The sequence below is a fragment of the Flavobacterium sp. 83 genome (assembly GCF_000744835.1).
Taxonomy (GTDB): Bacteria; Bacteroidota; Bacteroidia; order Flavobacteriales; family Flavobacteriaceae; genus Flavobacterium.
In genome coordinates this window covers 568,741-592,931 of sequence record NZ_JQMS01000001.1, presented here as the reverse complement: position 1 = coordinate 592,931, position 24,191 = coordinate 568,741, and the positions used below count along the sequence as shown (strand labels likewise).

General features: G+C 32.0%; 22 protein-coding genes. 5 read left to right on the top strand and 17 right to left on the bottom strand.

Annotated features, from left to right (window positions below; translation table 11 throughout):
- Positions 1 to 47 precede the first annotated feature (47 nt).
- From T410_RS02665 to surE, 4 genes are all read right to left on the bottom strand, one after another.
- Entirely contained in the window at positions 48 to 548 is a 501-nt protein-coding gene (locus T410_RS02665; RefSeq protein WP_035668459.1) for a C40 family peptidase, read from the bottom strand.
- A 36-nt stretch (positions 549 to 584) separates the two neighbouring features.
- Entirely contained in the window at positions 585 to 1,697 is a 1,113-nt protein-coding gene (gene lpxB / locus T410_RS02660; RefSeq protein WP_035668457.1) for a lipid-A-disaccharide synthase, read from the bottom strand.
- A 97-nt stretch (positions 1,698 to 1,794) separates the two neighbouring features.
- Entirely contained in the window at positions 1,795 to 2,067 is a 273-nt protein-coding gene (locus T410_RS02655; protein WP_035668455.1) for a hypothetical protein, read from the bottom strand.
- A 68-nt stretch (positions 2,068 to 2,135) separates the two neighbouring features.
- Positions 2,136 to 2,933 carry a 5'/3'-nucleotidase SurE gene (surE, locus tag T410_RS02650; RefSeq protein WP_035668452.1) on the bottom strand — a complete coding sequence of 266 codons (798 nt, stop codon included), beginning with the start codon at positions 2,931 to 2,933 and terminating at the stop codon, positions 2,136 to 2,138.
- 210 nt (positions 2,934 to 3,143) lie between these two features.
- Here surE and T410_RS02645 point away from each other — a divergent pair, with 210 nt between their 5' ends.
- A complete protein-coding gene (locus tag T410_RS02645) occupies positions 3,144 to 5,423 on the top strand; it encodes a carboxy terminal-processing peptidase (RefSeq protein ID WP_035668450.1) in 2,280 nt (759 codons plus the stop codon).
- Between the two features lie 136 nt (positions 5,424 to 5,559).
- A complete protein-coding gene (locus tag T410_RS02640) occupies positions 5,560 to 6,399 on the top strand; it encodes a DNA/RNA non-specific endonuclease (protein ID WP_035668448.1) in 840 nt (279 codons plus the stop codon).
- Between the two features lie 156 nt (positions 6,400 to 6,555).
- On the opposite strand, the gene rodA is transcribed toward T410_RS02640, so the two are convergent.
- The 6 genes from rodA to purH all read right to left on the bottom strand — a co-directional run bounded on the left by rodA (position 6,556) and on the right by purH (position 13,785).
- Entirely contained in the window at positions 6,556 to 7,791 is a 1,236-nt protein-coding gene (gene rodA, locus T410_RS02635) for a rod shape-determining protein RodA (RefSeq protein WP_035668446.1), read from the bottom strand.
- 17 nt (positions 7,792 to 7,808) lie between these two features.
- A complete protein-coding gene (gene mrdA, locus T410_RS02630) occupies positions 7,809 to 9,761 on the bottom strand; it encodes a penicillin-binding protein 2 (protein ID WP_035668444.1) in 1,953 nt (650 codons plus the stop codon).
- Positions 9,758 to 10,264 carry a hypothetical protein gene (locus tag T410_RS17190; RefSeq protein WP_035668442.1) on the bottom strand — a complete coding sequence of 169 codons (507 nt, stop codon included), beginning with the start codon at positions 10,262 to 10,264 and terminating at the stop codon, positions 9,758 to 9,760. Before T410_RS17190 ends, mrdA begins: the two co-directional genes overlap by 4 nt.
- A complete protein-coding gene (gene mreC, locus T410_RS02620; RefSeq protein ID WP_035668440.1) occupies positions 10,257 to 11,081 on the bottom strand; it encodes a rod shape-determining protein MreC in 825 nt (274 codons plus the stop codon). Before mreC ends, T410_RS17190 begins: the two co-directional genes overlap by 8 nt.
- Positions 11,082 to 11,175: 94 nt before the next feature.
- Entirely contained in the window at positions 11,176 to 12,204 is a 1,029-nt protein-coding gene (locus T410_RS02615; protein ID WP_035668436.1) for a rod shape-determining protein, read from the bottom strand.
- Between the two features lie 54 nt (positions 12,205 to 12,258).
- Positions 12,259 to 13,785: a bifunctional phosphoribosylaminoimidazolecarboxamide formyltransferase/IMP cyclohydrolase gene (purH, locus tag T410_RS02610; protein WP_035673985.1), complete on the bottom strand. Its 1,527-nt coding sequence runs from the start codon at positions 13,783 to 13,785 to the stop codon at positions 12,259 to 12,261.
- A gap of 164 nt (positions 13,786 to 13,949) precedes the next feature.
- Here purH and T410_RS02605 point away from each other — a divergent pair, with 164 nt between their 5' ends.
- Entirely contained in the window at positions 13,950 to 15,200 is a 1,251-nt protein-coding gene (locus tag T410_RS02605; protein WP_035668435.1) for an ABC transporter permease, read from the top strand.
- A 141-nt stretch (positions 15,201 to 15,341) separates the two neighbouring features.
- Here the strand turns inward: T410_RS02605 and accD are convergent, their stop codons facing one another.
- From accD to T410_RS02590, 3 genes are all read right to left on the bottom strand, one after another.
- Positions 15,342 to 16,196 carry an acetyl-CoA carboxylase, carboxyltransferase subunit beta gene (accD, locus tag T410_RS02600; RefSeq protein ID WP_035668433.1) on the bottom strand — a complete coding sequence of 285 codons (855 nt, stop codon included), beginning with the start codon at positions 16,194 to 16,196 and terminating at the stop codon, positions 15,342 to 15,344.
- 104 nt (positions 16,197 to 16,300) lie between these two features.
- Positions 16,301 to 17,368 carry a class II fructose-bisphosphate aldolase gene (gene fbaA / locus T410_RS02595; RefSeq protein ID WP_035668431.1) on the bottom strand — a complete coding sequence of 356 codons (1,068 nt, stop codon included), beginning with the start codon at positions 17,366 to 17,368 and terminating at the stop codon, positions 16,301 to 16,303.
- A 60-nt stretch (positions 17,369 to 17,428) separates the two neighbouring features.
- On the bottom strand, positions 17,429 to 19,990 hold the full coding sequence (locus tag T410_RS02590; protein WP_035668429.1) for a BamA/TamA family outer membrane protein: 2,562 nt from the start codon (positions 19,988 to 19,990) through the stop codon (positions 17,429 to 17,431).
- A 37-nt stretch (positions 19,991 to 20,027) separates the two neighbouring features.
- Between T410_RS02590 and T410_RS02585 the strand changes: the two genes are divergently transcribed.
- Positions 20,028 to 20,759: an RNA methyltransferase gene (locus T410_RS02585; RefSeq protein ID WP_035673982.1), complete on the top strand. Its 732-nt coding sequence runs from the start codon at positions 20,028 to 20,030 to the stop codon at positions 20,757 to 20,759.
- A 22-nt stretch (positions 20,760 to 20,781) separates the two neighbouring features.
- On the opposite strand, the gene T410_RS02580 is transcribed toward T410_RS02585, so the two are convergent.
- The 4 genes from T410_RS02580 to T410_RS02560 all read right to left on the bottom strand — a co-directional run bounded on the left by T410_RS02580 (position 20,782) and on the right by T410_RS02560 (position 23,627).
- The gene (locus T410_RS02580; RefSeq protein ID WP_035668427.1) at positions 20,782 to 21,486 is read right to left on the bottom strand and encodes a porin family protein; all 705 of its coding nucleotides are present in this window, start codon (positions 21,484 to 21,486) and stop codon (positions 20,782 to 20,784) included.
- Between the two features lies 1 nt (position 21,487).
- The gene (gene ubiE, locus T410_RS02575) at positions 21,488 to 22,219 is read right to left on the bottom strand and encodes a bifunctional demethylmenaquinone methyltransferase/2-methoxy-6-polyprenyl-1,4-benzoquinol methylase UbiE (RefSeq protein ID WP_035668424.1); all 732 of its coding nucleotides are present in this window, start codon (positions 22,217 to 22,219) and stop codon (positions 21,488 to 21,490) included.
- A 579-nt stretch (positions 22,220 to 22,798) separates the two neighbouring features.
- On the bottom strand, positions 22,799 to 23,281 hold the full coding sequence (locus T410_RS02565) for a dihydrofolate reductase (protein WP_035668419.1): 483 nt from the start codon (positions 23,279 to 23,281) through the stop codon (positions 22,799 to 22,801).
- A 13-nt stretch (positions 23,282 to 23,294) separates the two neighbouring features.
- Positions 23,295 to 23,627, bottom strand: a complete 333-nt coding sequence (locus T410_RS02560) for a 2TM domain-containing protein (RefSeq protein ID WP_035668417.1) — start codon at positions 23,625 to 23,627, stop codon at positions 23,295 to 23,297.
- Positions 23,628 to 23,863: 236 nt separating this feature from the next.
- Here T410_RS02560 and T410_RS02555 point away from each other — a divergent pair, with 236 nt between their 5' ends.
- The gene (locus T410_RS02555) at positions 23,864 to 24,160 is read left to right on the top strand and encodes an isoamylase early set domain-containing protein (protein WP_035668415.1); all 297 of its coding nucleotides are present in this window, start codon (positions 23,864 to 23,866) and stop codon (positions 24,158 to 24,160) included.
- The last annotated feature ends 31 nt before the right edge of the window (positions 24,161 to 24,191 follow it).

Here is a 24,191-nt window from a genome sequence, read left to right as displayed (position 1 = left end):
TTTAGTAAGAATAACTTTATTTTTTTATAAACAAATATTGAGCGTGTTTATCTGAGAATTCTATTTATTTGGACAAAGGAGTTTTGGTAGTACGGCTCTTTTGTAGAAGAAATTATCACACCTTTGGAAGTAGAGGAATGAATAAATTTTACATCCTCATCTGAAACTTCAATTACCATCCCTACATGATTAATTTGAGACTTTCTATTGGTTTTAAAAAATATTAGATCTCCTTTTTTGATATTATCGCGCTCTTTATCAATGATTAATCCTAATTTTGATTGTTCAAAAGAGGAACGAGGGAGTTGAATGTTATAAGAATTAAAAACGGAATAGATTAATCCTGAACAGTCAAAACCTGCCTTTGTTGTGCCTCCACTTTTATATTTAATGCCAAGATTTTCAGAAGCGGAATGAATTAATTGTGCTATTAAATGCTTTGTTCTGTCAGTGTCTACCTCCGTTTTTCTTTCAGGAACAATAACAGAACTTGATTTACATGCTGTAAAAAAAATAAGAATCAATAAAAGGTAAAGCAGTTGTTTCAAAAGATTTGTTTTTTGTAGATTTTATAAGAATTGGTATCAATGCAAATCAGCCACAATCAATTTTGCTGTTTTTTCGCTGGCACCAATTCCGCCTAGTTTTGCTTCTAAAACGTCATACTTCTCTAAAAGTTGTTTCCGATGATTAGTTTCCAGAATTTTTTTCAATTCTTCTCCAATACGTTTCGTCGTGCAGTCTTCCTGAATTAATTCGGTGACAACTTCTTCGTCCATAATCAAATTCACTAACGAAATGTATTTTAGTGTAATGATTCGTTTCGCAATTTGATAGGAAGCCCAGCTGCCTTTGTAGCAAACTACTTCAGGCACTTTAAAAAGTGCTGTTTCAAGCGTTGCCGTTCCTGATGTAACTAATGCTGCCGTTGCGTTTTGCAATAATGCATAGGTTTTATTGGATATGAATTTTATATTTTCATTCGAAATGAAATTCTCATAAAATGAATATTCCTGACTTGGTGCTCCAGCAATAACAAATTGATATTCTGGAAAATCAGTAACAACACTCAACATCACCGATAACATTTTTGTTATTTCTTGTTTTCGGCTGCCAGGTAAAATGGCTATTATGGGTTTTTCGTTTAGTTTATTTTCTTTTCTAAAAATGGAGGAGGCAATTGGAGTTTGGTTATGGATTGCATCAATCAATGGATGACCTACAAATTCAACTGGAAAATGATGTTTGTCTTCGTAAAAGCTTTTTTCGAAAGGTAAAATGACATACATCTTGTCAATGTCTCGTTTGATTTCTGTGATGCGGCTTTCCTTCCATGCCCAGATTTGAGGTGAAATATAGTAATGGGTTTTCATACCTAATTCTTTTGCCCACTTTGCAATCCGTAAATTAAAACCAGGATAATCGATGAATATTAGAACATCCGGTTGAAATTTCAGAATGTCATTTTTACATATTTTTATATTGTTCAAAATGGTTTTCAAATTAAAAATCACTTCAATAAATCCCATGAAAGCTAATTCTCGATAGTGCTTCACCAAAGTTCCACCAACATTTTGCATCAAATCACCACCCCAAAACCGTATATCAGCGTTAGGTTCTTCCTTGTAAAGTGACTTCATCAAATTTGAACCATGTAAATCTCCTGAAGCTTCTCCAGCAATAATATAATATTTCATGTTTTTAGTTTTGGAGTTTTAAATTTTGATATTGGTAATAAATTAGTAACTATTACAGTCAATATTTTGTATGTAGCAAAGATATGAATATTGTTTTTCAAATAAATAAAGATACTATTGTCATAACAATTACAGCAAGAACTACTCCGCGGGCCATGAGTTCTTTGTTTAATTTCAGTAAAATTCCAAATACCACTAAATCAAGAATAGATCCTAAAGTGATTATTTTGCCCAGTTTGCCTTCAAATTGCATAATTTTGATACCGTTGATAAAATCAAAATCAGTGAAAAAAGTAATGAAAAGGTAACTCCCCAGTATTGAAGCTATAATTCCAATTATAAATCCTTCTAATAAATCAATTTTATTCATATCAGTAAATTTTTATTTGTCAGCGGTTATATATAGTATCGCTTTTTATGTATTGTTGCTATCGCAAACTATTTTTTAGTGGCGATTTCATTCCAATTCCAGGTGTTAAGTTGTTGTGTTACATGATGAGCTGTCAAATCAAATTGTACGGGAACTATAGAAATATATCCATTTTTTAATGCCCATTCATCAGTATCTTCACCGTGGTCCTGGTTTACGAATTCTCCTGTAAGCCAATAATAATCTTTACCCTGAGGTGTTTTGCGTTTATCGAATTTTTCCATCCAAATAGCTTTCGCCTGACGACAAATCTTGATTCCCTGAATTTCTTTTTCTTTCAATTTGGGGAAATTCACATTGAGGACAACCCCATCAGGAAGCTTATTTTCAAGAACTTCCAATGTTATTTTTCGGATGAATGACTTTATTTCTTCAAAATTAGCATTCCAATCATAATCTAATAAGGAGAAGCCAATAGCTTGAATTCCTTCTATGCCAGCTTCAACAGCAGCACTCATTGTCCCGGAATAGATTACATTTATTGAAGAATTGGAGCCGTGATTCACACCTGAAACACATAAGTCTGGTTTTCGTTTCAAAATTTCGCTTACGGCAAATTTAACACAATCTACGGGAGTTCCGGAACAACTGTATTCTGTAATGCTATCGTTTTCTTTTGAAATTTTATTTAAATAAAGGGTGTTATTTATGGTAATACCATGTCCCGTAGCGCTTTGTGGAGCATCTGGTGCGACAACTACTACTTCTCCAATTTCAGCCATTACTGTTATTAATGCCCTGATTCCCGGAGCTGAAATCCCGTCATCATTTGTAACTAATATTAAAGGTTTTGAGTGTTTTGTCATTTTATGTTTTCAAAAAGTAATTTCTAATTTAAATCTTTAAATAGCAAATGTAGTTACACAAAACCATATTATATAAACAAAGAAAATAAAATTTATTAACTTCAGATATTTAACCCAGATGAAAAAAAACATTTTTATATCTTTAACAAAAAATTATGCAGTCCTTGTTATACTTGGCATAGTTTTTACCGTAATTTAGTTTAAAAATTGATGAATACTATTATTGACTTTATGAAAAGAAATTATAAAATACTTCTTGTTGTTGTTTGTCTCTCAGCAACATTATTTGCATTTAAAATTAATGCATCAAAAGAGGAAGATCCAGATAAAGATAAGTTGCTATTAGAACTATTAACTTTTGTAATTCAAAAAGGACATTATAATCCTGCAGCTATAGATGACACTTTTTCCAAAGGAATTTATAAAGATTACATCCAAGCTTTAGATCCTTCTAAACGATTCTTCTTGCAGTCTGATATTGATGAATTTTCAAAATATGAGACTGAATTAGACGATGAATTATTGAATAAAGATTTAACTTTTTTTAATCTTACTTACGATCGTTTGATGAAAAGAATGGAAGAAAGTAAAAAGATATACAAAAGTGTTTTGAGTCAACCATTTGATTATAATATTGATGAGACTTTTAATACGGATTATGAAAAAGCACCTTATTCAAAAGACGAAAAGGAACTTGCTGACAAATGGCGCAAACAGATTAAATTGTCAACACTTTCATCATTGACGGATCGCCTTAAAATTCAAGAAAATAAAGCCAATGGAGTTATAGAACAAGATGATAAAGTCAGTTCGGATTTTTTAAACAATGGCGAAAAGGGTAAAGTTGACATTATTAATCCTGCTAAGGAGAAAAGCAATAAAGCAGTTGATGCCGGTAAACCTAAAACTTTTACAGAATTAGAAAAAGAAACAAGAGAAAGTGCTTTGAAATCATTAGATGAGTATTTTGGTTTTATGAAAGATTTAGATAGAAATGATTGGTTTTCAGTTTATATCAATTCAATTACATCACGATTTGATCCACATACCAGTTATTTTGCACCCGAAGAGAAAGAACGATTTGATGTAAGTATCAGCGGAAAATTAGAAGGAATTGGTGCTCGTCTTCAAAAGAAAAATGATTTTACTGAAATATCTGAACTTATTTCTGGAGGTCCGGCATGGAGAGGGAAACAACTTGAAGCAGGAGACTTAGTGATGAAAGTTGCTCAAGGTAACGAAGAAGCGGTAGATGTTGTTGGGATGCGTCTTGATGATGTCGTAAAAAAGATTAAAGGGCCAAAAGGGACTGAAGTGCGACTTACCGTTAAAAAAGTAGATGGAACGATTAAGGTTATTTCAATTATCAGAGATATTGTTGAGATTGAAGAAACTTATGCTAAATCAAGTATTGTAAATAAAAACGGACTGAAATATGGGGTTATTTATTTGCCAAAATTCTATATTGATTTTGAAAATAAAGATGGTAGAGATGCTGGAAAAGATATTGCTAAGGAAGTGGAACGTTTGAAAAGTGCTGGAGTTAGTGGTATTGTATTGGATGTCCGCGATGATGGTGGAGGTTCGTTATCAACTGTTGTAGATATTGCAGGTTTATTTATAGAACAAGGTCCTATAGTTCAAATAAAATCAGCTGGTAGGAAAAAAGAAGTACTGTTTGATAAAGATAAAAAAATTGAATGGGACGGTCCGCTAGTAATTATGGTGAATAGTTTTTCAGCATCAGCTTCTGAGATTTTAGCAGCTGCAATTCAAGATTATAAAAGAGGGATTATCATAGGTAGTAAACAAACTTATGGTAAAGGAACAGTGCAGAATGTGATTGATTTGAACCAGTTTGTTCGTAATAGTGCGGTGGGAGATTTAGGAGCAGTAAAAACTACTACACAAAAATTTTACAGAATCAATGGAGGTTCTACACAACTTGAAGGAGTTAGCAGTGATATTGTTATGCCAGACAGATATGCTTATTTAAAAATGGGGGAACGTGATGTGGATAATGCGATGCCTTGGGATAAAATAGATCCTGCTGATTATACAGTATGGAATAAAAATACAAATTTTAATCAGGCAATTGCCAATAGTAAGAAAAGGATTTCTCAAAGTTCCCAATTCCAATTGATTGAGGAAAATGCAAAGTGGATTGACAGTAGAAGTGAAGACAATAACTATAGTTTGAACATTGATAAATTTAAAACTGCTCAAAATGAAATAGAGGAAAAAGCTAAAAAATATAAACCTTTAGTTGATTATAAAAATGCACTCAAGTTTGCATCATTACCTTATGAGATGGATGAAGTTAATAAAGATTTGATTTTAAAAGAAAAAAGAGACAGATGGCATGAAGCATTATCAAAAGATATTTATGTTGAAGAAGCATTAAATGTTTTGGATGATTTACAAGCGAAAACAATTGTAAAAAAGAGTCTTCCCGCGAAATTAAAAAAAGAGAAATTAGCTAAATCTTAAATTAGTTTCCTCAACCTCTTGGATTGCTTTTATTGTAAATACGCTCTAGTTGTTCTAATAGGAATAATTGGAGCGTATTTAGTTTTATGGTGTATTGTTTTTTCTTTAATTTAGGATGATTTAAATAGTAATAGAAATGAGAAAGTATAAGTTTTTATATTCAGTTGTTGGTTTGTTTATTTTAACTTTTATTACTTCCTGTAAGAAGGATTCAAATAATCGTGATTCAGTTGAACTGAATAGTTTTCAAGTGAATAAAAAAACTTTTGTAGAAGGATATTCTCAAAAATCAAATCTCTCTTTTAACTTTTTGCCATCTTCAACAACTAATCAAATTGTAAAACACGAATTTTTTACATTATCGTATAATGAAGAACATGAGCAAGCAGAATGGGTAGCTTACGAATTGAAGAAAAATTATCTGATAAATAATAGTTTTCAAAGACCCTTTTTTGTTGAAGATTCTAAAGTAAAAACGGGTTCTGCCGATTGGAGGAATTACAAGAAATCAGGTTTCGATAAAGGTCATTTATGCCCGGCAGGCGACATGGAATTCTCGAGAAATGCTTATAACGATACCTTTTTTACTTCCAATATTTCTCCACAGTTGCATCCTTTTAATGAAGGAGTTTGGAATAGATTAGAACAAAAAGTTCGTTATTGGGCTACAAAATATGATGGTGTTTATGTTGTTACTGGTGGAGTTTTAGAATCGTCACTTAAAACTATAGGAAGAGAAAATGTTTCGGTCCCAAAGTATTTTTATAAAATTTTGTTAGATAAGTTCGATGGAGAATATAAAATGATTGCTTTTATTGTTCCAAATGAAGCAAGTGATAAACCTTTGTATGATTTTGTTGTTTCGGTCGATTATATTGAAAAATTGACAGGAATAGATTTCTTTCCTAAATTAGAGGACAGAATAGAAAATCAATTGGAAAAAAATAGTGATTATAAAAGTTGGAGTTTTAATTAGCCCTGATAGTAATGGAAAGCTTTTGATGGCTCGTTTATTAGTTTTTATATTTTTTCAAAGCGACCAGCGGAAGCTCTTGAAAAAATAATTAAAACTTTAACGAGGTAAAAAACTTGAAATGAATAGCAGGATTTAGCTCCCAATATGACATTCCATTTACCATTCATTTACTTTATTGGCATCCATTTTAATAAATATAAATAGTAAAATAGTAAAACCCCAAAGTCCTGATCCTCCATAAGAAAAGAAAGGCAGCGGTACTCCAATTGTTGGAAAAACCCCTATGACCATTGCAATATTTACAAAGAAATGAATGAATAAAATTCCTGCTACACAATAGCCATAAACCCTGCTAAATTTTGTTTTTTGTCTCTCTGCAAGGTATATTAATCTTAGAAATAAGCCTACGAAAAGTCCAATAACAACTAATGAACCTATGAATCCCCATTCTTCACCTACTGTTGTAAATATATAATCAGTGTGTTGCTCTGGTACGAAACCTCCTTTGGTTTGTGTTCCTTCAAGAAAACCTTTGCCTATCCAGCCTCCTGAGCCAATTGCAATTTCGGATTGGTTGGTATTATACCCAATTCCCTTCATATCCACTGATTTTCCAAGCAAAATATTGAAACGATCTCTATGATGTTGCTTAAATACATGCACAAATACATAATTTACTGATAATACAAATCCAGTGATTATGGCGAATAGAATTCCGCTTAAAACTATGTTTCTGTCTGATAGCCGAGATTTGAAATGTATAATGATGAGAACCAATAGTGCTAATAAAATCACATATTGAGGTTCTAATACTAATGTAAGTACAAATAAGAGAATCGTAATAAAGCCGGTCCAAACATACCAGGAAGGAAGTCCTTCTCGGTATAAAACGATAATGAAAATGCTGTAAATAAGTGCGCTTCCCGGGTCAGGTTGCGGTAATATTAGCATTACTGGTAAAAAGACGATTGCAAGAGCCTGTATTTGCCTGTTAACATCTTTCAAATTAATTTGAGGATCACTTAAGTATTTGGCTAATGCCAATGTTGTAGCTGCTTTTGCAAATTCGGAAGGTTGTAAGGTGAAACTTCCTATGCCATACCAACAACGTTGTCCCGCGATGGTCTTACCAAATGCAAACAAACCCAGCAATGATAATAGAGAAACGCCAAAAATAATACTAGCATATTTTTCGTAGAACTTCCCATCAACATAAAGTACAATAAAAATCAACGGAATTGTTAATATAATAAATATAAGCTGTTTGTCGGAGGTTCCTTCCATAGAGGATAAGGAAGAGGAATAAATGTTTAACCAACCCATTATTACTAATAGGCAATAGATAATGATACATATCCAGTCAAGATTGTTCGTTACGCTTTGGTTTTTCATTTGAAATAGGTTGCTTATTAGTTTTCTTTAGTAGAATCTACTGTAATAATTGGGGCCGCCGTTTTAATTATAGGATTTACTATTTTTTTATTTAGAAGAGAATCTTTAGGGACTGTTTCTATTAAGCTGGCTTCTTTCATTCCGCCTAATTTTGCATATCGGTCTTGTAAACTTCTTTCAAGTATTCTTTTTTCTAAATCTGTTCTAGTTATTTTTTTTCTAAGATATTTCTCAATCATTAAACTGGCAATAGGTCCTGCTATTGTAGCTCCAAAACCACCATTTTCTACTAAAATTGCTATTGCGATCTTGGGATTGTCTTTTGGTGCAAAAGCAACAAATATAGAGTGATCCTCGAGTTTTACTCTTTTTCCATCGATTTTTGCATAATTCTCGGCTGTTCCAGTTTTACCACAAATGTCAATTCCTGGTACATTCAATCCATGTGCTGTTCCAAAATTATACACATCGAATAAACCGCTAATCATTGGTTTGTAATACTTTTTGTCTATTGTGGTGACGTGTTTGGTCGTGAATTTTTTATCAATTTTCTGACCTTCAATTTTTTTGATGATGTGAGGGGTGTAATAATATCCTTCATTTGCAACTGTTGCCATCATATTTGCAAGTTGGATAGGAGTCATTAAAACTTCTCCTTGACCGATGGAATTGGATATGATAGTTTTTCCACTCCAACGCCAATCAGGATATATTTTCTTATACGTTTTTGAATTGGGTATCTTTCCTTTTTTTCCAGTAGGTAAATCGTAACCCATAAATTGACCCAGTCCAAAACTCTTTACGTGATTGCTCCAAACATCTACTGCATAGGGTGCGCTATTATATTTTCCTATAATTCGTAAGTAAACATTTGCAAAATAAGTATTACAAGAATTATAAATCCCGTTGTGCAATTGATGTGGTCCAAAACCATGACAAGCCATAAATCGACCTGGTGCATAACTAAATCCATGATGACACATGAAGGTCGTTTGTTCATTTATTACTCCTTCTTGAAGGCCTATTAAGCCAGTTAGGATTTTAAATGGTGATCCCGGAGGATATTCTGCCAGCAATCCACGGTCATAAAGAGGTTTTGCTATTGAATCATGATATAGTAATGTGTAGTTTTTAGATCGTTGTCTTCCTACCAGTATTCCTGGGTCATAAGATGGTGCAGTAACAAGAGCTAGTATTTCACCAGTTTTTGGCTCTATCGCAACAATTCCTCCTCTTTTATTGATCATTAATTGTTCGCCATACTTTTGAAGCTCGGCGTCAATAGTCAGGTTTATGTCTTCTCCTTGTACGGCAATAGTGTCGTACTTGCCTTCTTTGTAGGAACCAATTTCTCTATTATATTTGTCTTTTTGGAAGTATTTTACACCTTTTGTTCCTCGTAAAATATCTTCGTAGCTTTCTTCAACACCTTGTCGTCCAATTAAATCACCACTATTGTAATAAGGGTTTTTTGCAACCAATTTTTCGTTCACTTGTGTGATAAATCCAAAAACGTTAGCGCCAAAGTCTACTTCATAATCGCGTAATGAACGTTTTTGAAAGTAGAAGCCTTCATATTTTCGTATTTTTTCCTGAAAAGCAGCAAATTCACTTTTATTTAATTGAGGTAAAAAAACCGAAGGTAATCTGGGACTATATACCTTGGCTTTTGCCATTCTTTTTAAAAATTCTTCTTTTGTAATATCCAGTAGTTGACAAAATTCCAAAGTGTCAATATCTTTGACATCTCTAGGAATAACCATGATGTCATAAGAAGCCTGATTTGCAACTAATAATTTGCCATTTCTGTCATAAATATAACCTCTTTCCGGATAATCATATTTTATTTTTATGGCATTATTGTCTGATTTTAGTTTGAACGAATCATCTATAATTTGTAAATAGAAAATTCGTATTACTAGCAATGATGCTGCAACAATGATTAAGGAAGGCAGCAATAATTTTCTCATCTTTTGTTTGGCTTAATATGATATATTATTATAATGCAAATTAGTATTGTAAATATACTACTGAGGAGGGTTCGAAGTAAAACGTCTAAGATAAAACTGAATTGAAATGCTTCTAGTACGAATAATACTAAGTGATGAATTACAACTGACATTAATATAAAAGAGAATCTTTCAGGTGTTAAAACATCATTTAATCGCACTGTTTGGTATTCATAGCTTAATCCAAATGAAAATTTAAAAATATAAGGTCTGAAATAGGCTAAAAGGATACAGGCTGTGGTATGGATACCTCCAGAATTACTGAACATATCCATAATAAGACCTAAGAAGAAACTGGCGATCAATAATCCTGACTTATTACCGTTTACAGGGTATAATATTATAAAAAGAAGGTAAGGAAATGGACTTATATAGCCCAAAAAATTCATATTATTAAAAATAATAATTTGGACTGCTAATAGCAGTACAAAACGGAAAATATTGACTAACAACGTGCTATTCATCTTTTTTTCCTTTTTCTAAATTAATAAGTTCTTCGCGGTTTTTGCTTTTTATGATGTAAACATGACCTAAATTGGTCATATCATTGAACAGTTTTACATCAAGAGTGTAATAGTTGGTCTGATTATCAATATAAATTTTAGAAATAGTTCCAATATTGATATTTTCAGGAAAAATAACAGATTGTCCGCCGGTTACGATCGTATCTCCTTTTCTTATTGCTGCTAATCGAGGTACATCTATCAATTGAACAAAACCAGTACTTTTTCCATTCCAAACCAATGAACCAAAATGATTTGATTTTTTAATCTTGGCGTTAATTTGAGATTTTTTATTTAAGATACTAATTACAGTCGCATAATGTGGAGAAGTATTGTCAATGATTCCTACAATCCCTAAGCTGTTTATCACACCCATATCTGGTTTTACACCTTGCAATTCACCAGAATTCAGTGTTAAATAATTTTCATAAACATTGTATGAATTGTGGATCACTTTTGAAACGATGATGTCTTCAGCTTTTACACCTTTTAAGCTGTCTAATTTTTGTACGGCAGTAGTATCTTTGCGATTAAATAGAAGGTTTTTTAATTCAGCATTTTCCAGTGCAAGTGCATCATTTTGAGTTTTTAAATTCAAATACTCATTTATGGAATTAACTTTTTCGTAAACTCCGCCACTTAAAAAGTTAGCAGAACTTATTATTTTACTTCTGTGAAAAGAATGAGATTGAATAGTGAGCACAAGTGAAATGCCCAAAAGCAGCAAAAACAGTAATCGATTACTGTTTTTAAATATAAAATTAAATATTTGCTGCATGTACTATTGGTTATTTTGTTTCAGGATTTATGTTAAATTGATACTTATAAGTAAACCAAGGTTTAAATTTTTAGTATTATTTAAATTAAAAACCTTATTTTATCAAGATACTTTTGAATTTAGTTATGTTTTTCAATGCCATACCAGTTCCTCGAACTACAGCTCTTAATGGATCTTCAGCAATGTAAACAGGTAAATCTGTTTTTTGAGAAATTCTTTTGTCAAGACCTCTTAACATAGAACCACCACCTGCAAGATAAATACCAGTATTGTAAATATCAGCGGCTAATTCTGGAGGTGTTTGAGACAAAGTTTCCATTACGGCATCTTCAATTCGTTGAATTGATTTATCTAATGCTTTAGCAATTTCACGGTAAGACACTTCTACTTGTTTTGGTTTACCGGTAAGTAAATCTCTTCCTTGAACTGACATGTCTTCTGGAGGAGTTTCTAAATCTTCGATTGCGGCTCCAATTTGGATTTTTATTTTCTCTGCGGTACTTTCTCCAACAAAAAGATTGTGTTGGGTACGCATGTAATATACAATGTCATTAGTAAACACATCACCTGCAATTTTTACCGATTTGTCACATACAATTCCACCTAATGCAATGACAGCAATTTCAGTTGTTCCACCACCGATATCAACAATCATGTTCCCTTTAGGTTGCATAATGTCAATGCCAATACCAATAGCGGCTGCCATAGGTTCGTGTATTAGATATACTTCTTTTCCGTTAACTCTTTCACAAGATTCTTTAACCGCTCTCATTTCCACTTCGGTAATACCGGAAGGAATACAAACAACCATTCTTAATGCGGGAGTAAACATTCTTTTCTTTAATGCCGGTATACTTTTTATAAACATACTGATCATTTTTTCAGAGGCATCAAAATCAGCAATTACACCATCTTTCAACGGTCTTATCGTCTTAATGTTTTCATGTGTTTTACCCTGCATCATGTTTGCTTCTTTCCCTACAGCAATAATTTTGCCTGAAACTCTATCACGAGCAACTATTGAGGGACTGTCAATTACGACTTTATCATTATGTATGATTAAAGTATTAGCGGTACCAAGGTCTATCGCGATATCCTCGGTCATGAAATCAAAAAATCCCATAAGTTTTTTAAGGGTTAAAAAGTTATAAATTTGTGACGTGCAAAGTTAAACAAATTAATGTTTAAAATGACGAGTTCCTGTAAATACCATTGCAACTTTATTTTCATTACAATAATTGATGCTTAATTCATCTTTAATGGATCCTCCGGGTTGAATTACAGCAGTTATTCCTGCTTTTTTAGCTATTTCTACACAGTCAGGGAAAGGAAAGAAAGCATCACTTGCCATAGACGCGCCATGTAAATCAAATCCAAAAGTTTTTGCTTTTTCAATGGCTTGTAATAAGGCATCAACTCTTGATGTTTGCCCTGTACCAGAAGCAATAAGTGTGCCGTTTTTTGCGAAAACAATCGTATTTGATTTTGTATTTTTACAAATTTTAGAAGCAAATATTAAATCTTTAACTTCTTGTTCGCTTGGTGCTATAGTAGTAACGGTTCTTAGGTCTTCTTTATTGTCGGTTATGTTATTTCTTTCTTGAACTAAAATTCCGTTTAAGCAAGTTCTTACTTGTTTTTGCGGTAAAGCTACTTCGTTTTGAATTAATATAATTCTGTTCTTCTTCTCTTGTAAAATTGCAGCAGCTTCTGTGTCATATTCTGGAGCAATAACTACTTCACAAAATAATTTGTTTATTTCTGTTGCAGTTGCTATGTCAATTTTAGTATTAGAAATCAAAACACCTCCAAAAGCAGAAGTTGGGTCACATGCCAATGCTACATTATACGCTTCACTAATAGTTTCTCTAGTAGCTAGGCCACAAGCATTATTGTGTTTTAATATGGCAAAAGTTGGGCCGTCATTTTTGAATTCATTAATTAAATTTACGGCAGCATCTACATCTAATAAATTGTTATAGGATAATTCTTTTCCGTGAACTTTTTTGAACATAGCGTCAAAGTCACCAAAGAAAAATCCTTTTTGATGTGGATTTTCTCCATATCTTAAGACTTGACCGTGAGCAATACTTTGTTTGTAAACGGTTTCGTCTGTATTGAAATAATTGAAAATTGCGGTATCATAGTGTGAGGAAACATGAAACGCTTTTGTAGCTAATAATTTTCTGTTAGCAAGAGTAGTAGCTCCGTTTTGATCTGTAATTAGATCTAAAAGTAAGCTGTACTCATCAACAGAAGCCACTATTACAGTGTCTTTGAAGTTTTTTGCGGCTGCACGAATTAAAGAAATACCACCAATATCTATTTTTTCAATAATATCTTCTTCACTTGCTCCTGAAGCAACTGTTTTTTCAAAAGGATATAAATCAACTATCACTAAATCAATTTGCGGGATGTTGAACTCTTGCATTTGTTGTACATCACTTTCATTGTCCTGACGGTTTAGGATTCCTCCAAAAACTTTTGGGTGCAATGTTTTTACTCTTCCGCCAAGAATGGAAGGATAAGAAGTTACGTCTTCAACAGGAACTACAGGGATTCCTAAATTTTTTATAAAATCTTCAGTTCCTCCAGTAGAGTAAAGTATAACATTTTGTTCATGCAGTTTTCGAACAATTGGTTCAAGACCTTCTTTTGAGAATACTGAAATTAATGCAGATTGAATAGTTTTTGTCGTGTTCATTGTGTAGTTATAATTATAAAGTGCAAAAATAGTTTTTTTTTGATTATAAAATTCAATGAATTTGTGTAACATTATCTTAAAAAAATATACCAATTGATAGGCGAGTTTTTATTAAGTTTATTAATTAAATTTTTAGAAATTTACTTTAACTCAAATAAAATTTTATGTTAGTTTATCTTCGATTATTAAAAGAAAGTTTTGGTTTTGCTATGAATGCTTTACGAAACAATAAATTGAGAACTTTGCTTTCTTTATTAGGGGTTACTATTGGTATATTTTCAATAATAGCCGTGCTTGCAGCTGTAGATTCATTGGATAGAAAAATTACCAAAGATTTAAGCAGCCTTGATAAAAATACAATCTATTTAATGAAATTTTCTTTTGGTCCCTCAGATATTCCGCAGTGGAAAAGAGAGCAGTTCCCTAATGTAAAGTATGATGAATATACGTATATGAAGGGGGTTATGACTAATACAGACCAAATGGGATATCAAATATTCACTAAAAGAGAATCTATAAAATACGATTCAAAAACAGTTAGTGATGTTAATATTGTTCCGGTTTCCCATGAATTTATTGATATTCAGGGATTAGAGTTTGAAGAAGGCAGGTTTTATAATGAGTCTGAAGCTAATTCAGGTGCTACAGTAATTGTTTTAGGAGATGAAATCGCTAAATCGTTATTTGAGAATCTTGATCCAATTGGGAAAAATGTACGTTTATATGGTAAAAGATTTACAGTTATTGGTGTTTTGAAAAAACAAGGGGCTGGATTGTTTGGTGACAGTGATGATACTTCTGCTTTTATCCCGGTTAATTTTGTTCGTCAATTGTACGGTGATAATAATACTTCTTTGACTAATGTCATCATCTTCAAGCCTGAAAGGGGGGTGGATATGGATTCATATAAAGGTGAGATTTCTCAGAAATTAAGAAGCTATAGGGGTTTGAAAGCAGGAGAAATTGATAATTTCTTTGTTAATGTGTTTTCTGGTTTTACTGATTTTATTGATGGTATTTTAGGTCAAATGAATGTAGTGGGCTGGATTATCAGTGGCTTTTCATTACTTGTAGGTGGTTTTGGAATTGCGAATATTATGTTTGTTTCCGTTAAAGAGCGTACTAATTTAATAGGAATTCAGAAATCATTAGGAGCGAAAAATAGATTTATATTATTTCAGTTTTTATTTGAAGCAATAATACTTTCAGTTATTGGTGGAGTAATTGGGCTTTTATTAGTTTGGATAATTTCAATGATTTTAACAAGTGTGTTGGATTTCGAATTTGTTTTGGGAATGGGGAATATTTTTTTAGGGACTGGACTAGCCGCCATTATTGGGCTAATTTCAGGGATACTTCCTGCAATAGCTGCCTCAAAATTAGATCCTGTTGAGGCTATTAGAACGGGAATGTAAAATAATTCCTTATGGTAATAAAACAATCTGAATTTTAAACAAAAAGGCTTTCAAAATTATTTGAAAGCCTTTTTGTTTAAATAGTAAAAAGATAAAAATTAAAGTATGTAAACAAAAATCCCGATTGCTCGGGATTTTTGTTTATCTAATATTGTTGTTTTGAATTAAATCAATGTACAAGTTGATCTTGTCCTTCAATTCTTTTCTAGGTGCTATAAAGTCTAAGAAACCATGTTCAAGAACAAATTCAGCGGTTTGAAAACCTTCTGGTAAATCTTTACCAGTTGTGTCTCTTACTACTCTAGGTCCTGCAAAACCAATTAATGCACCAGGTTCAGAAATATTAATATCTCCTAGCATAGCATAAGAAGCCGTTGTTCCTCCTGTTGTTGGGTCTGTACATAGTGAAATGTAAGGCAATTTTGCTTCGGCAAGTTGAGCTAATTTAACAGATGTTTTAGCTAGCTGCATCAAAGAATAAGCTGCTTCCATCATTCTTGCTCCACCTGATTTAGAAATCATTACAAATGGTAATTTGTTTTGAATAGCGTGATCGATTCCTCTTGCGATTTTTTCTCCCACTACAGCTCCCATAGAACCACCAATAAAGGCGAAATCCATACAACAAATTACTAATTCTTTTCCTTTAGATTTTCCAACTCCGGTGCGCACTGCATCCTTAAGTTTGGTTTTTTCCATAACGTCTTTCAACCTATCTGCATATTTTTTTGTGTCAACAAAATGCAAAGGGTCTTTAGAAGTCATGTTTTTATCTAGTTCAACAAATTCATTGTTGTCAAATAAAATTTGAAAATATTCTGCACTTCCAATTCTAACATGAAAACCATCCTCGGGACTTACAAATAAGTTACGAGCTAGTTCATCGGCGTCAATAATTTTTCCAGTTGGAGATTTGTACCAAAGCCCTTTTGGGATGTCCATTTTGTCTTCGGTAGCAGTAGTAATCCCTTTTTCTTTTCTTTTAAACCAAGCCATTTTTCTAGTGTTCAGTGTTCAGTAATCCGTTCCTGTAGTTTCTGGTTTAGATTTCAAATCCCGATAGTTACATCGGGATTTGAAAAACTTTAAACTTAATTTTATTATAGTGTATTCACATTGTTTAAGTCAGCAAATGCTTGCTCAAGTCTTGTGTTGAAAGTAACTTCACTTTCACGTAACCATTTTCTTGGGTCGTAATATTTTTTGTTTGGAGCATCAGAACCTTCTGGATTTCCAATTTGAGTTTTTAAATAGTCAATGTTTTTAACCATATAATCACGAATACCTTCAGTAAATGCAAATTGCAAGTCAGTATCAATATTCATTTTTATTACACCGTAGCTAATACCTTCTCTGATTTCTTCTAATGTAGAACCTGAACCACCGTGGAAAACGAAATCTACTGGATTAGATCCTGTGTTGAATTTGTTTTGTACGAAGTCTTGAGAATTTTTTAAAATTTTAGGAGTTAATTTTACATTTCCTGGTTTGTAAACTCCGTGAACGTTACCAAAAGCTGCAGCAATTGTAAATTTTGGGCTTACTTTTGAAAGTTCTTCGTATGCGTAAGCAACTTCTTCAGGTTGAGTATATAATTTTGAGCTGTCTACATCAGAGTTGTCAACACCATCTTCTTCACCACCTGTGATTCCAAGTTCGATTTCTAGTGTCATTCCCATTTTGCTCATTCTTTCTAAATAACCTTTGCAAATTTCGATGTTTTCTTCGATAGGCTCTTCAGATAAATCAATCATGTGAGAAGAGAACAATGGTTTTCCAGTTTTAGCAAAATGTGCTTCTGAAGCATCTAATAAACCGTCAATCCAAGGCAATAATTTTTTTGCACAATGGTCAGTATGTAAGATTACAGTTGCTCCGTAAGCTTCTGCCAAAGTGTGAATATGTAATGCTCCAGCAATTCCACCAGCGATAGCTGCTTTTTCACCTGCATTAGAAAGTCCTTTTCCAGCGTTGAATTGTGCTCCTCCGTTAGAAAATTGGATGATAACTGGTGCGTTTAATTTTGCAGCAGTTTCAAGAACTCCATTGATTGTATTTGATCCCGTAACATTTACTGCCGGTAATGCAAATCCTTTTTCTTTAGCATAGTTAAAAATTTCCTGAACCTGATCTCCTGTAGCTACGCCTGGTTTTATGTTGTGTGCCATTGTAATTCTTTTTTAATTGTTTTTTAGTTTTTAGTTTGCAAAAATAAGAATTAATTAGCATTAGAAAGGATAATTTATACCAAAATTTAAAACAGAGTGCCCAAAATTGTATTCCCGAAACCATCGTTTGTTAGTTTCATTGGCCGGATTGTAGGTTTTAAACCCTAAATCAAATCGGATTACAAAAAAACTTAAATCGTATCGAAGCCCAAATCCAGAGCCTAAAGCGATGTCTTTTAAATCAGAGAAATTTTTAAATGTAGATTTTTCATCAGTAACATTATCGAGTACATTCCAGATGTTTCCAGCATCAGCAAAAAGTGCTCCTTTCAAACTGCCTAATACTTTAAATCTAAATTCGCCACTAATGGCTATTTTCATATTTGCTTCATTGAAATCATTAGAAGCACCGCTACTTCCAGGGCCTAAGCTATAAGGTTGCCAAGCTCTATTGTCATTTGACCCTCCTGAAAAATAACTTCTTGAAAAGGGAACGTTATTTGAATTACCAAAAGGGACAGCTATTCCAAAGAATGTTCTAATGGCAAATACTTTTTCTTTTGTCAGATCCCAATGTTTAATATAATCGAATTCCGTCTTTATATATTCGGAATATTCTAAATTAAATATTTGATAATTGTTGTCTGAATTCTTAGGTAAGTTTGTTGCTTTAGAAAGTAAGGATAATAAAGTTCCAGCAGATTCAATTTTTGTTCGGAACAGATAAAAATTATTATCTGAAAGATCAGTTTTTGTTGTTTTAGAAAAACTATAACTAGTAGCTAAAATAAAATCATTCTCAGTAAGTCTAATTCTTCTTTCTTCGATGCTTTTTATTGATGCATAATCGTTAAGGTTTGGAAAAACAGTAGGGCTTGTGCCTAAAACATCATTAACAAAATTTTTGGTCCCATTCTCAATAATTAAGTCATTGTTTTCATTAAAGTATAGTGGATTAACTCCGTAGCCAGGTTTTTGGGCTATGTTGTTCAGAGCATTGTAGGAAGATCTGTATACATTGAAATAGTTTTGTGGATTTAAATTACGAACAAATTGCGCATTGAATAAATCAAAACGTGCTGTGTTGTTTCTTTTCGGGGTCCAATTATACGTTAATGCTCCAGTGAAATTTTCTTTGTCCAAACCAATATTTCTTTGTTTTGCAAAACCCACTGTAATAAGAGTGGAAGGAATCATGCTTTTTGGAATAATTTTCTCGGTTCCAAAAGGGATAAAAATTCTTGGGAAGTTTAATTTTAAATCTACACCGTATTCTGAAACATTAAAAAAAGTATTGTTAGGATTTGCTAAATCTTTTGACGAACCTATGTTTCCTCTGGCGGCTATTTCTAAAGTTTCGGCACCATTAAATACGTTTCTAATAGTTTCTGAAGCGCTTAATCCAATTCCAATATCTTGGATGTTAGAGTGTGTAACATCAAACGTCGTTCCAAAACTATATTTTTTTCTTGGTGTCAGATATACTTTTGCAATTAAGGAATGCGCAGTTGAGTCTCTTTTATCTACTTCGTATTGTATAGATGGGTAATTAAAAATTTTCAAATTACTCAAATAACGGGTGGTTAAAACTGTCTTATAGTCAGCAAACAAAGTTCCTTTAGTAATAAAAATTGCATTTGTTATGGCGCGAGGTCTGTATCTTATTTTTTCGTGACCGTACAAATTAAAATTATTATAGTTTATACTGTCAGTGATTTGTCTATTATTACTGTTAGGAGAATAATCAGTATAGATATTTACATCACTAATTTTGTACATTTTGAAAGGTTCCGTTTTACTGGAGTCTTGTTGCTGGTAGGAATAATTATTAATTACTAAATTTACATTTGCTTTATTAACTTTTTTAATCGTGTCTAAATCAAAAGAGATGTAATTAGGTTGAAAATAATAAACTCCATTGTTTCTAAAGTGTGTGGTTATTCGGTTTTTTTCATCTTCAAAATCGGAGGTTTTATACTGGTTTCCTGATTTAATAAAAGTTTTGTTTTTTATGGCTTCGTACATTGAATCCAATACGGGTGTCGAAATAGTTGTTCTTAAGGAATCTAATAAATAAGGTTTAAATGTAGTTATGGCATACTTTATCTTTGCTTTTTTAGTTTTTAAAGTATCTGTTGTGTAGGTAGCTTTAACATTAAAAAAACCATTGTTAAAGTAGTAATACTTTAATCGTAATATCGATTTGTCAGTTTTAGTTGGGTCAATAATTACTGGAGGTTCTCCGGTTTTTTTTAAGAAATCATGGATTCCATGATAAAAAAAGGATTTTCCAAGTCGGTCTACTTGTTTTGCTGAAAGCAATTTGGATTGTCTTTCATATTTACCAGGATTATTTGTGAACTTTGCCTGATAAGTAGAGTCCGGATTTAGATTGGCTAAATTGTATAAATTTAAACGAAGACGATAGCCTAGGAAGGTGCTGTTTGGTTTTTGATACAGTTGATTAAAGATGATTTCTTCTTTTGTGGCTTTATTATTTACCAAAATTTCATTTTTAGTAAGCAGATGTTTGCCGTCTGGAACTCTTTTTACAGCGTTACAAGCACATATTAATATTGCAATTAGAATAAATGCTGCTATTTTTGTAGAAATCTTTTTCAAGTGTTATAAAATATTTAATTCAAAAGTACATTATTTTATGGTTAGTAAAAACCAAATAAAACTTATAACGAGTTTACAGCAAAAAAAATATAGATTCACCAATAAATTATTTTTTGCCGAAGGTGTAAAAGTGATTCAGGAATTATTACAGTCAAATTTTGAGTTGGATCATTTGTATACCACACAAAACGATTTTGAAGAAGTTTTAAAAGAGAAAAAGACGTTGATTGATGACAGCGATTTAAAAAAAATAAGTGCCCTTTCTTCTCCTAATTCTTGTTTGGCAGTTTTTAAGATGCCAATGGAGAAAGCATTGATACATTCAGGATTGATTCTAGCTCTTGATAGTATTCGTGATCCCGGAAATCTAGGAACTATATTGCGACTATGTGACTGGTTTGGTATTCATCAATTAGTATGTTCAAAGGAAACGGTTGACATTTATAATCCAAAAGTGGTTCAGGCTACAATGGGTTCTATTGCAAGGGTAAATGTTTCCTATGTTGATTTGCAGGTCTTTATCGGGCAAACTAAATTACCTGTTTTCGGTACTTTTATGGATGGCGATAATATTTATAAAACTAGCTTGCCTCAAGAAGGAATAATTGTAATGGGAAATGAAGGCAATGGAATTTCACCTGAAATTGAAAAATCGATAAAAAACCGACTCACAATTCCTCGTTTTGGAGAAATTCAAAAAACGGAAAGTTTGAATGTTGCTACTGCAACGGCTATTATTCTTAGTGAGTTTAGAAGAACTTCGTTATAAAATCAAGCGTAATAACTGTTCTTTAATGAAAGGTAAAATTGATAAAAACAGCTCGTGACTTTATTGATTCGATATTACTTGTCCAAGGACTATTTGGGTCTTTGTCTCTAATTAGTTCGTCTTTAAGGCCAAAAACACCTCTTATAGAAGGAGAGAATATAAAATATTCTGAAAACAAATCAATTCCAAAGCCTAATTCGTAATTTGTTGTCCAAGGTTTTACCCTAAAACGTTGTTCTAAATTATCGTCTATTGATTTTGAATTGCTCGATAAATTTAAAGTTGTCGATAGTCCTCCTTCAATATACGGACGTACATTGCCGGTTCTAAGTGTGGAGAATTTCAATAATAGCGGGAAGTGGATATAAGTGCTGTTCACTTCTCTAAGTGCATCTGTTTTTTTCATGAAATCAGGATAGTATAAATCTCTTTTGGTATAATATAATCCAGGTTCAAATCGCAAATTTACGTATTCATGAAGTTTTAAATCACCTACAATTCCAACATTAAAACCAGTTGTTTTTTTTACCTGTATATCTGGGCCAACTGTTTTGTAGTCTATTTTAAAATCATAAGAATTGAATCCAAGATAATATCCAAAATAAACCCTTTTATTTTGGAAATTTTCTAAGTTAATAATTGGGTCCTTACTGAACATGCTTTTAGTAAACTGAGCAAATCCGTTCAGGCTAAAGGTTAATAGGATTAAAACAACTGTTTTTTTCATTTTATTTTTTAGAAGCAGAATAAATAGTAGCTACGCCAAATGTTTGCGGCATATCTTTTACATCTATAAACCCAATTTTTCTCAAAATATTGTTCAATTTTTCTCCATAAGGAAATGCTGCGGAAGATTCAGACAAATAGCCGTAAGCTACATTGTCTTTGGAAAATAATTTTCCTATTATAGGTAGGATGTTTTTGCTGTAAAAATTATAACCTTGTTTATAAGGTGTTTTTTCAGGAACCGAGGTTTCTAAAATTACAAAGACACCATTTGGCTTTAAAACTCTTAAAATTTCTGCTAAACCTTTTTCAAGCGTTTCAAAATTCCGAACCCCAAAAGCGACTGTTATAGCATCAAAATAATTGTCTTCAAATGGCATATTCTCAGAGTCAGCCAAAAGCATTTCAATAGTGTTAGATAATTTTTTTGATGCAATTTTTTTCACACCTACTTCCAGCATACCAGCAGAAATGTCTAATCCAATAATTTTTTCAGCATTAGTTTGTGATAACAAAATGGCTAGGTCACCTGTGCCAGTTGCAATATCTAAAATTATTTTCGGATTAGATTTAGCAACGATTTCTAAAACTTTTTTACGCCATTTAATATCTATGCCAAAAGAAATGACTCGATTAAGATTGTCATAATTTCCAGATATGGTGTCAAACATTTTTGCAACTTGTTCCTTTTTGCCTAAAGTAGAATCTTTGTAGGGTGTTATGTTTTTTGACATTTTTTTAATTTTCACAAATATAATACAAACTAAACAAACAAAGAATGGGTTTCTGTATAAGGGGTAAACTTTATTTTATTTGGGTTAAATAGTACTCTTTTAGATTTTTTTTAGGGAATGATATAAATTCAAAATATCACTAAAAGTGGGTATTGTATCAAAGTTTTTAATTGTTCAATTTTGGTATAAATATTTTAAATTATTTTTTCAATGATTAAAAGGGATTCAATGACCCAAATCAAATGGTTGTTTCTTGCGTTAACTTTATCATTTGTTCTTGTAAGCTGTGTTGAAAGTACTATTTTACAAAGTAGTATTGTATTTAAAGCGCAACATACGTTCTTAGGATTAAATTTGTTTTTGGAAATTTTAATTTTCTTTGTCTTTAGTACCTTCGTGGTATTTGGTATTAAAGGCTTTTTTGAGATGTATTCTCAGAAATCATCAAATGCTATTATCTTCATTTCTGGAGTATTATTAGTATTTGTGATTTTTATTTTATGTTATCAAATACTGTTTCAAGAATAGGTCATTCTCTTATCATTGTTAAAAAAGAAAACATCCCTTATGGGATGTTTTTTATTTTCTAGAAAAAGTTTGATAGGTATAACTGTAAAGGTGTTTTTCATCTTTTTGATTAAATTCAGATGCTGTGATTTCCCATTCATTAAGATTAATTTCAGGAAAAAATGCATCTGCTTCAAAATTATGATGAACTTTAGTGATTTCAATTTTATCTGTAAAAGAAAGTCCCAAGTTGTAAATTTCGCCTCCTCCTATAATATAAGTTGTTTCATTTTTAGGGCATATTTCTAATGCTTTATGCATGCTGTCAACTACAATACAGCCTTCCGGTTGGTATCCCTCTTGTCTGGAAATAACAATATGGGTCCTATTTGGTAACGGTTTAGGGAAGCTTTCAAATGTTTTGCGTCCCATTATTATATAATGTCCAGAAGTTAGTGTTTTGAATCTTTTGAAATCATTTGGGAGGTGCCAAACTAATTCATTATTTTTACCAAGAGCATTGTTTTCGGCAACTGCCGCAATCATTACTATCATAGTTCTTTATGTTTTATGTAGAGGATTCTTCGTTAATCTTTGTTTGTAATTGAGTGATTTTTTTTTGTTGTAAAGTTACAAGTCTGTCTATTTGTTCTCTTTCCCAATTTTTATTCATAAAACGATCAGTAATGTAAACTTTTATAAAATGTAATATGAATATAAAAAACCAGATAGTAACTCCCCAAATATACCAATCTGCTTCTGCATCAATACCAAAAAATTTATTGGCTACAAATAAAAAAAAACTTCCTAAAAGAAATAAAACAAAATGGAAATACAACCTCTTTTTTTGCTTAATTCGTCTTCTAGCATACTCATATTGTTCGTGTTGTTCTTTTTCCATAGGTTAAATTTTGTTTATAAAGATAAATTTTATTTTGAAAAGGCACAATTTTGATTGGGGATTATTTAGTAAGAAAACGTTTTCTTATTTTGGATATAAAATTATTACCATGTTAAATTAGTAATTTGTTTAAAAATTAACATAGTTTATGTCTTTCTGTTAAAACTTCATAAGCTTTGTTGAAACTTCAATTGAATTTATTTTCTTTGCTACATAATTCTAAAAATGAAATAGTTATGTCAATAAAGAAACAATTTGTAAAAACAAAACCGGTTTGTAAAGTTACATTTTCGGTAGAAGCAAAGCAAGCTCAATCAGCATCTGTAGTTGGTGATTTCAATAACTGGAATTTGGCTGAAGGAGCTTTAAGTAAATTGAAAAATGGTACTTTCAAAGCTACATACGACTTGAATAAAGATGCCTCTTATGAGTTTAAATATGTAATTGACGGTGAGTTTGTTAATGAGCCTGAAGCAGATTCATTTATATGGAATGACTTTGCAGGTACCGAAAACAGTGTTTTATCTGTTTAATTAATAATAAAAAAATCCGCTATATTGGACA

Bases quoted from the DNA above. Each gene is read 5' to 3' on its own strand.
- lpxB (WP_035668457.1), bottom strand. From the start codon at position 1,697: ATGAAATATTATATTATTGCTGGAGAAGCTTCAGGAGATTTACATGGT.
- T410_RS02655 (WP_035668455.1), bottom strand. From the start codon at position 2,067: ATGAATAAAATTGATTTATTAGAAGGATTTATAATTGGAATTATAGCT.
- surE (WP_035668452.1), bottom strand. From the start codon at position 2,933: ATGACAAAACACTCAAAACCTTTAATATTAGTTACAAATGATGACGGG.
- T410_RS02645 (WP_035668450.1), top strand. From the start codon at position 3,144: ATGAATACTATTATTGACTTTATGAAAAGAAATTATAAAATACTTCTT.
- T410_RS02640 (WP_035668448.1), top strand. From the start codon at position 5,560: ATGAGAAAGTATAAGTTTTTATATTCAGTTGTTGGTTTGTTTATTTTA.
- rodA (WP_035668446.1), bottom strand. From the start codon at position 7,791: ATGAAAAACCAAAGCGTAACGAACAATCTTGACTGGATATGTATCATT.
- mrdA (WP_035668444.1), bottom strand. From the start codon at position 9,761: ATGAGAAAATTATTGCTGCCTTCCTTAATCATTGTTGCAGCATCATTG.
- T410_RS17190 (WP_035668442.1), bottom strand. From the start codon at position 10,264: ATGAATAGCACGTTGTTAGTCAATATTTTCCGTTTTGTACTGCTATTA.
- mreC (WP_035668440.1), bottom strand. From the start codon at position 11,081: ATGCAGCAAATATTTAATTTTATATTTAAAAACAGTAATCGATTACTG.
- T410_RS02615 (WP_035668436.1), bottom strand. From the start codon at position 12,204: ATGGGATTTTTTGATTTCATGACCGAGGATATCGCGATAGACCTTGGT.
- purH (WP_035673985.1), bottom strand. From the start codon at position 13,785: ATGAACACGACAAAAACTATTCAATCTGCATTAATTTCAGTATTCTCA.
- T410_RS02605 (WP_035668435.1), top strand. From the start codon at position 13,950: ATGTTAGTTTATCTTCGATTATTAAAAGAAAGTTTTGGTTTTGCTATG.
- accD (WP_035668433.1), bottom strand. From the start codon at position 16,196: ATGGCTTGGTTTAAAAGAAAAGAAAAAGGGATTACTACTGCTACCGAA.
- fbaA (WP_035668431.1), bottom strand. From the start codon at position 17,368: ATGGCACACAACATAAAACCAGGCGTAGCTACAGGAGATCAGGTTCAG.
- T410_RS02585 (WP_035673982.1), top strand. From the start codon at position 20,028: ATGGTTAGTAAAAACCAAATAAAACTTATAACGAGTTTACAGCAAAAA.
- T410_RS02580 (WP_035668427.1), bottom strand. From the start codon at position 21,486: ATGAAAAAAACAGTTGTTTTAATCCTATTAACCTTTAGCCTGAACGGA.
- ubiE (WP_035668424.1), bottom strand. From the start codon at position 22,219: ATGTCAAAAAACATAACACCCTACAAAGATTCTACTTTAGGCAAAAAG.
- T410_RS02565 (WP_035668419.1), bottom strand. From the start codon at position 23,281: ATGATAGTAATGATTGCGGCAGTTGCCGAAAACAATGCTCTTGGTAAA.
- T410_RS02560 (WP_035668417.1), bottom strand. From the start codon at position 23,627: ATGGAAAAAGAACAACACGAACAATATGAGTATGCTAGAAGACGAATT.
- T410_RS02555 (WP_035668415.1), top strand. From the start codon at position 23,864: ATGTCAATAAAGAAACAATTTGTAAAAACAAAACCGGTTTGTAAAGTT.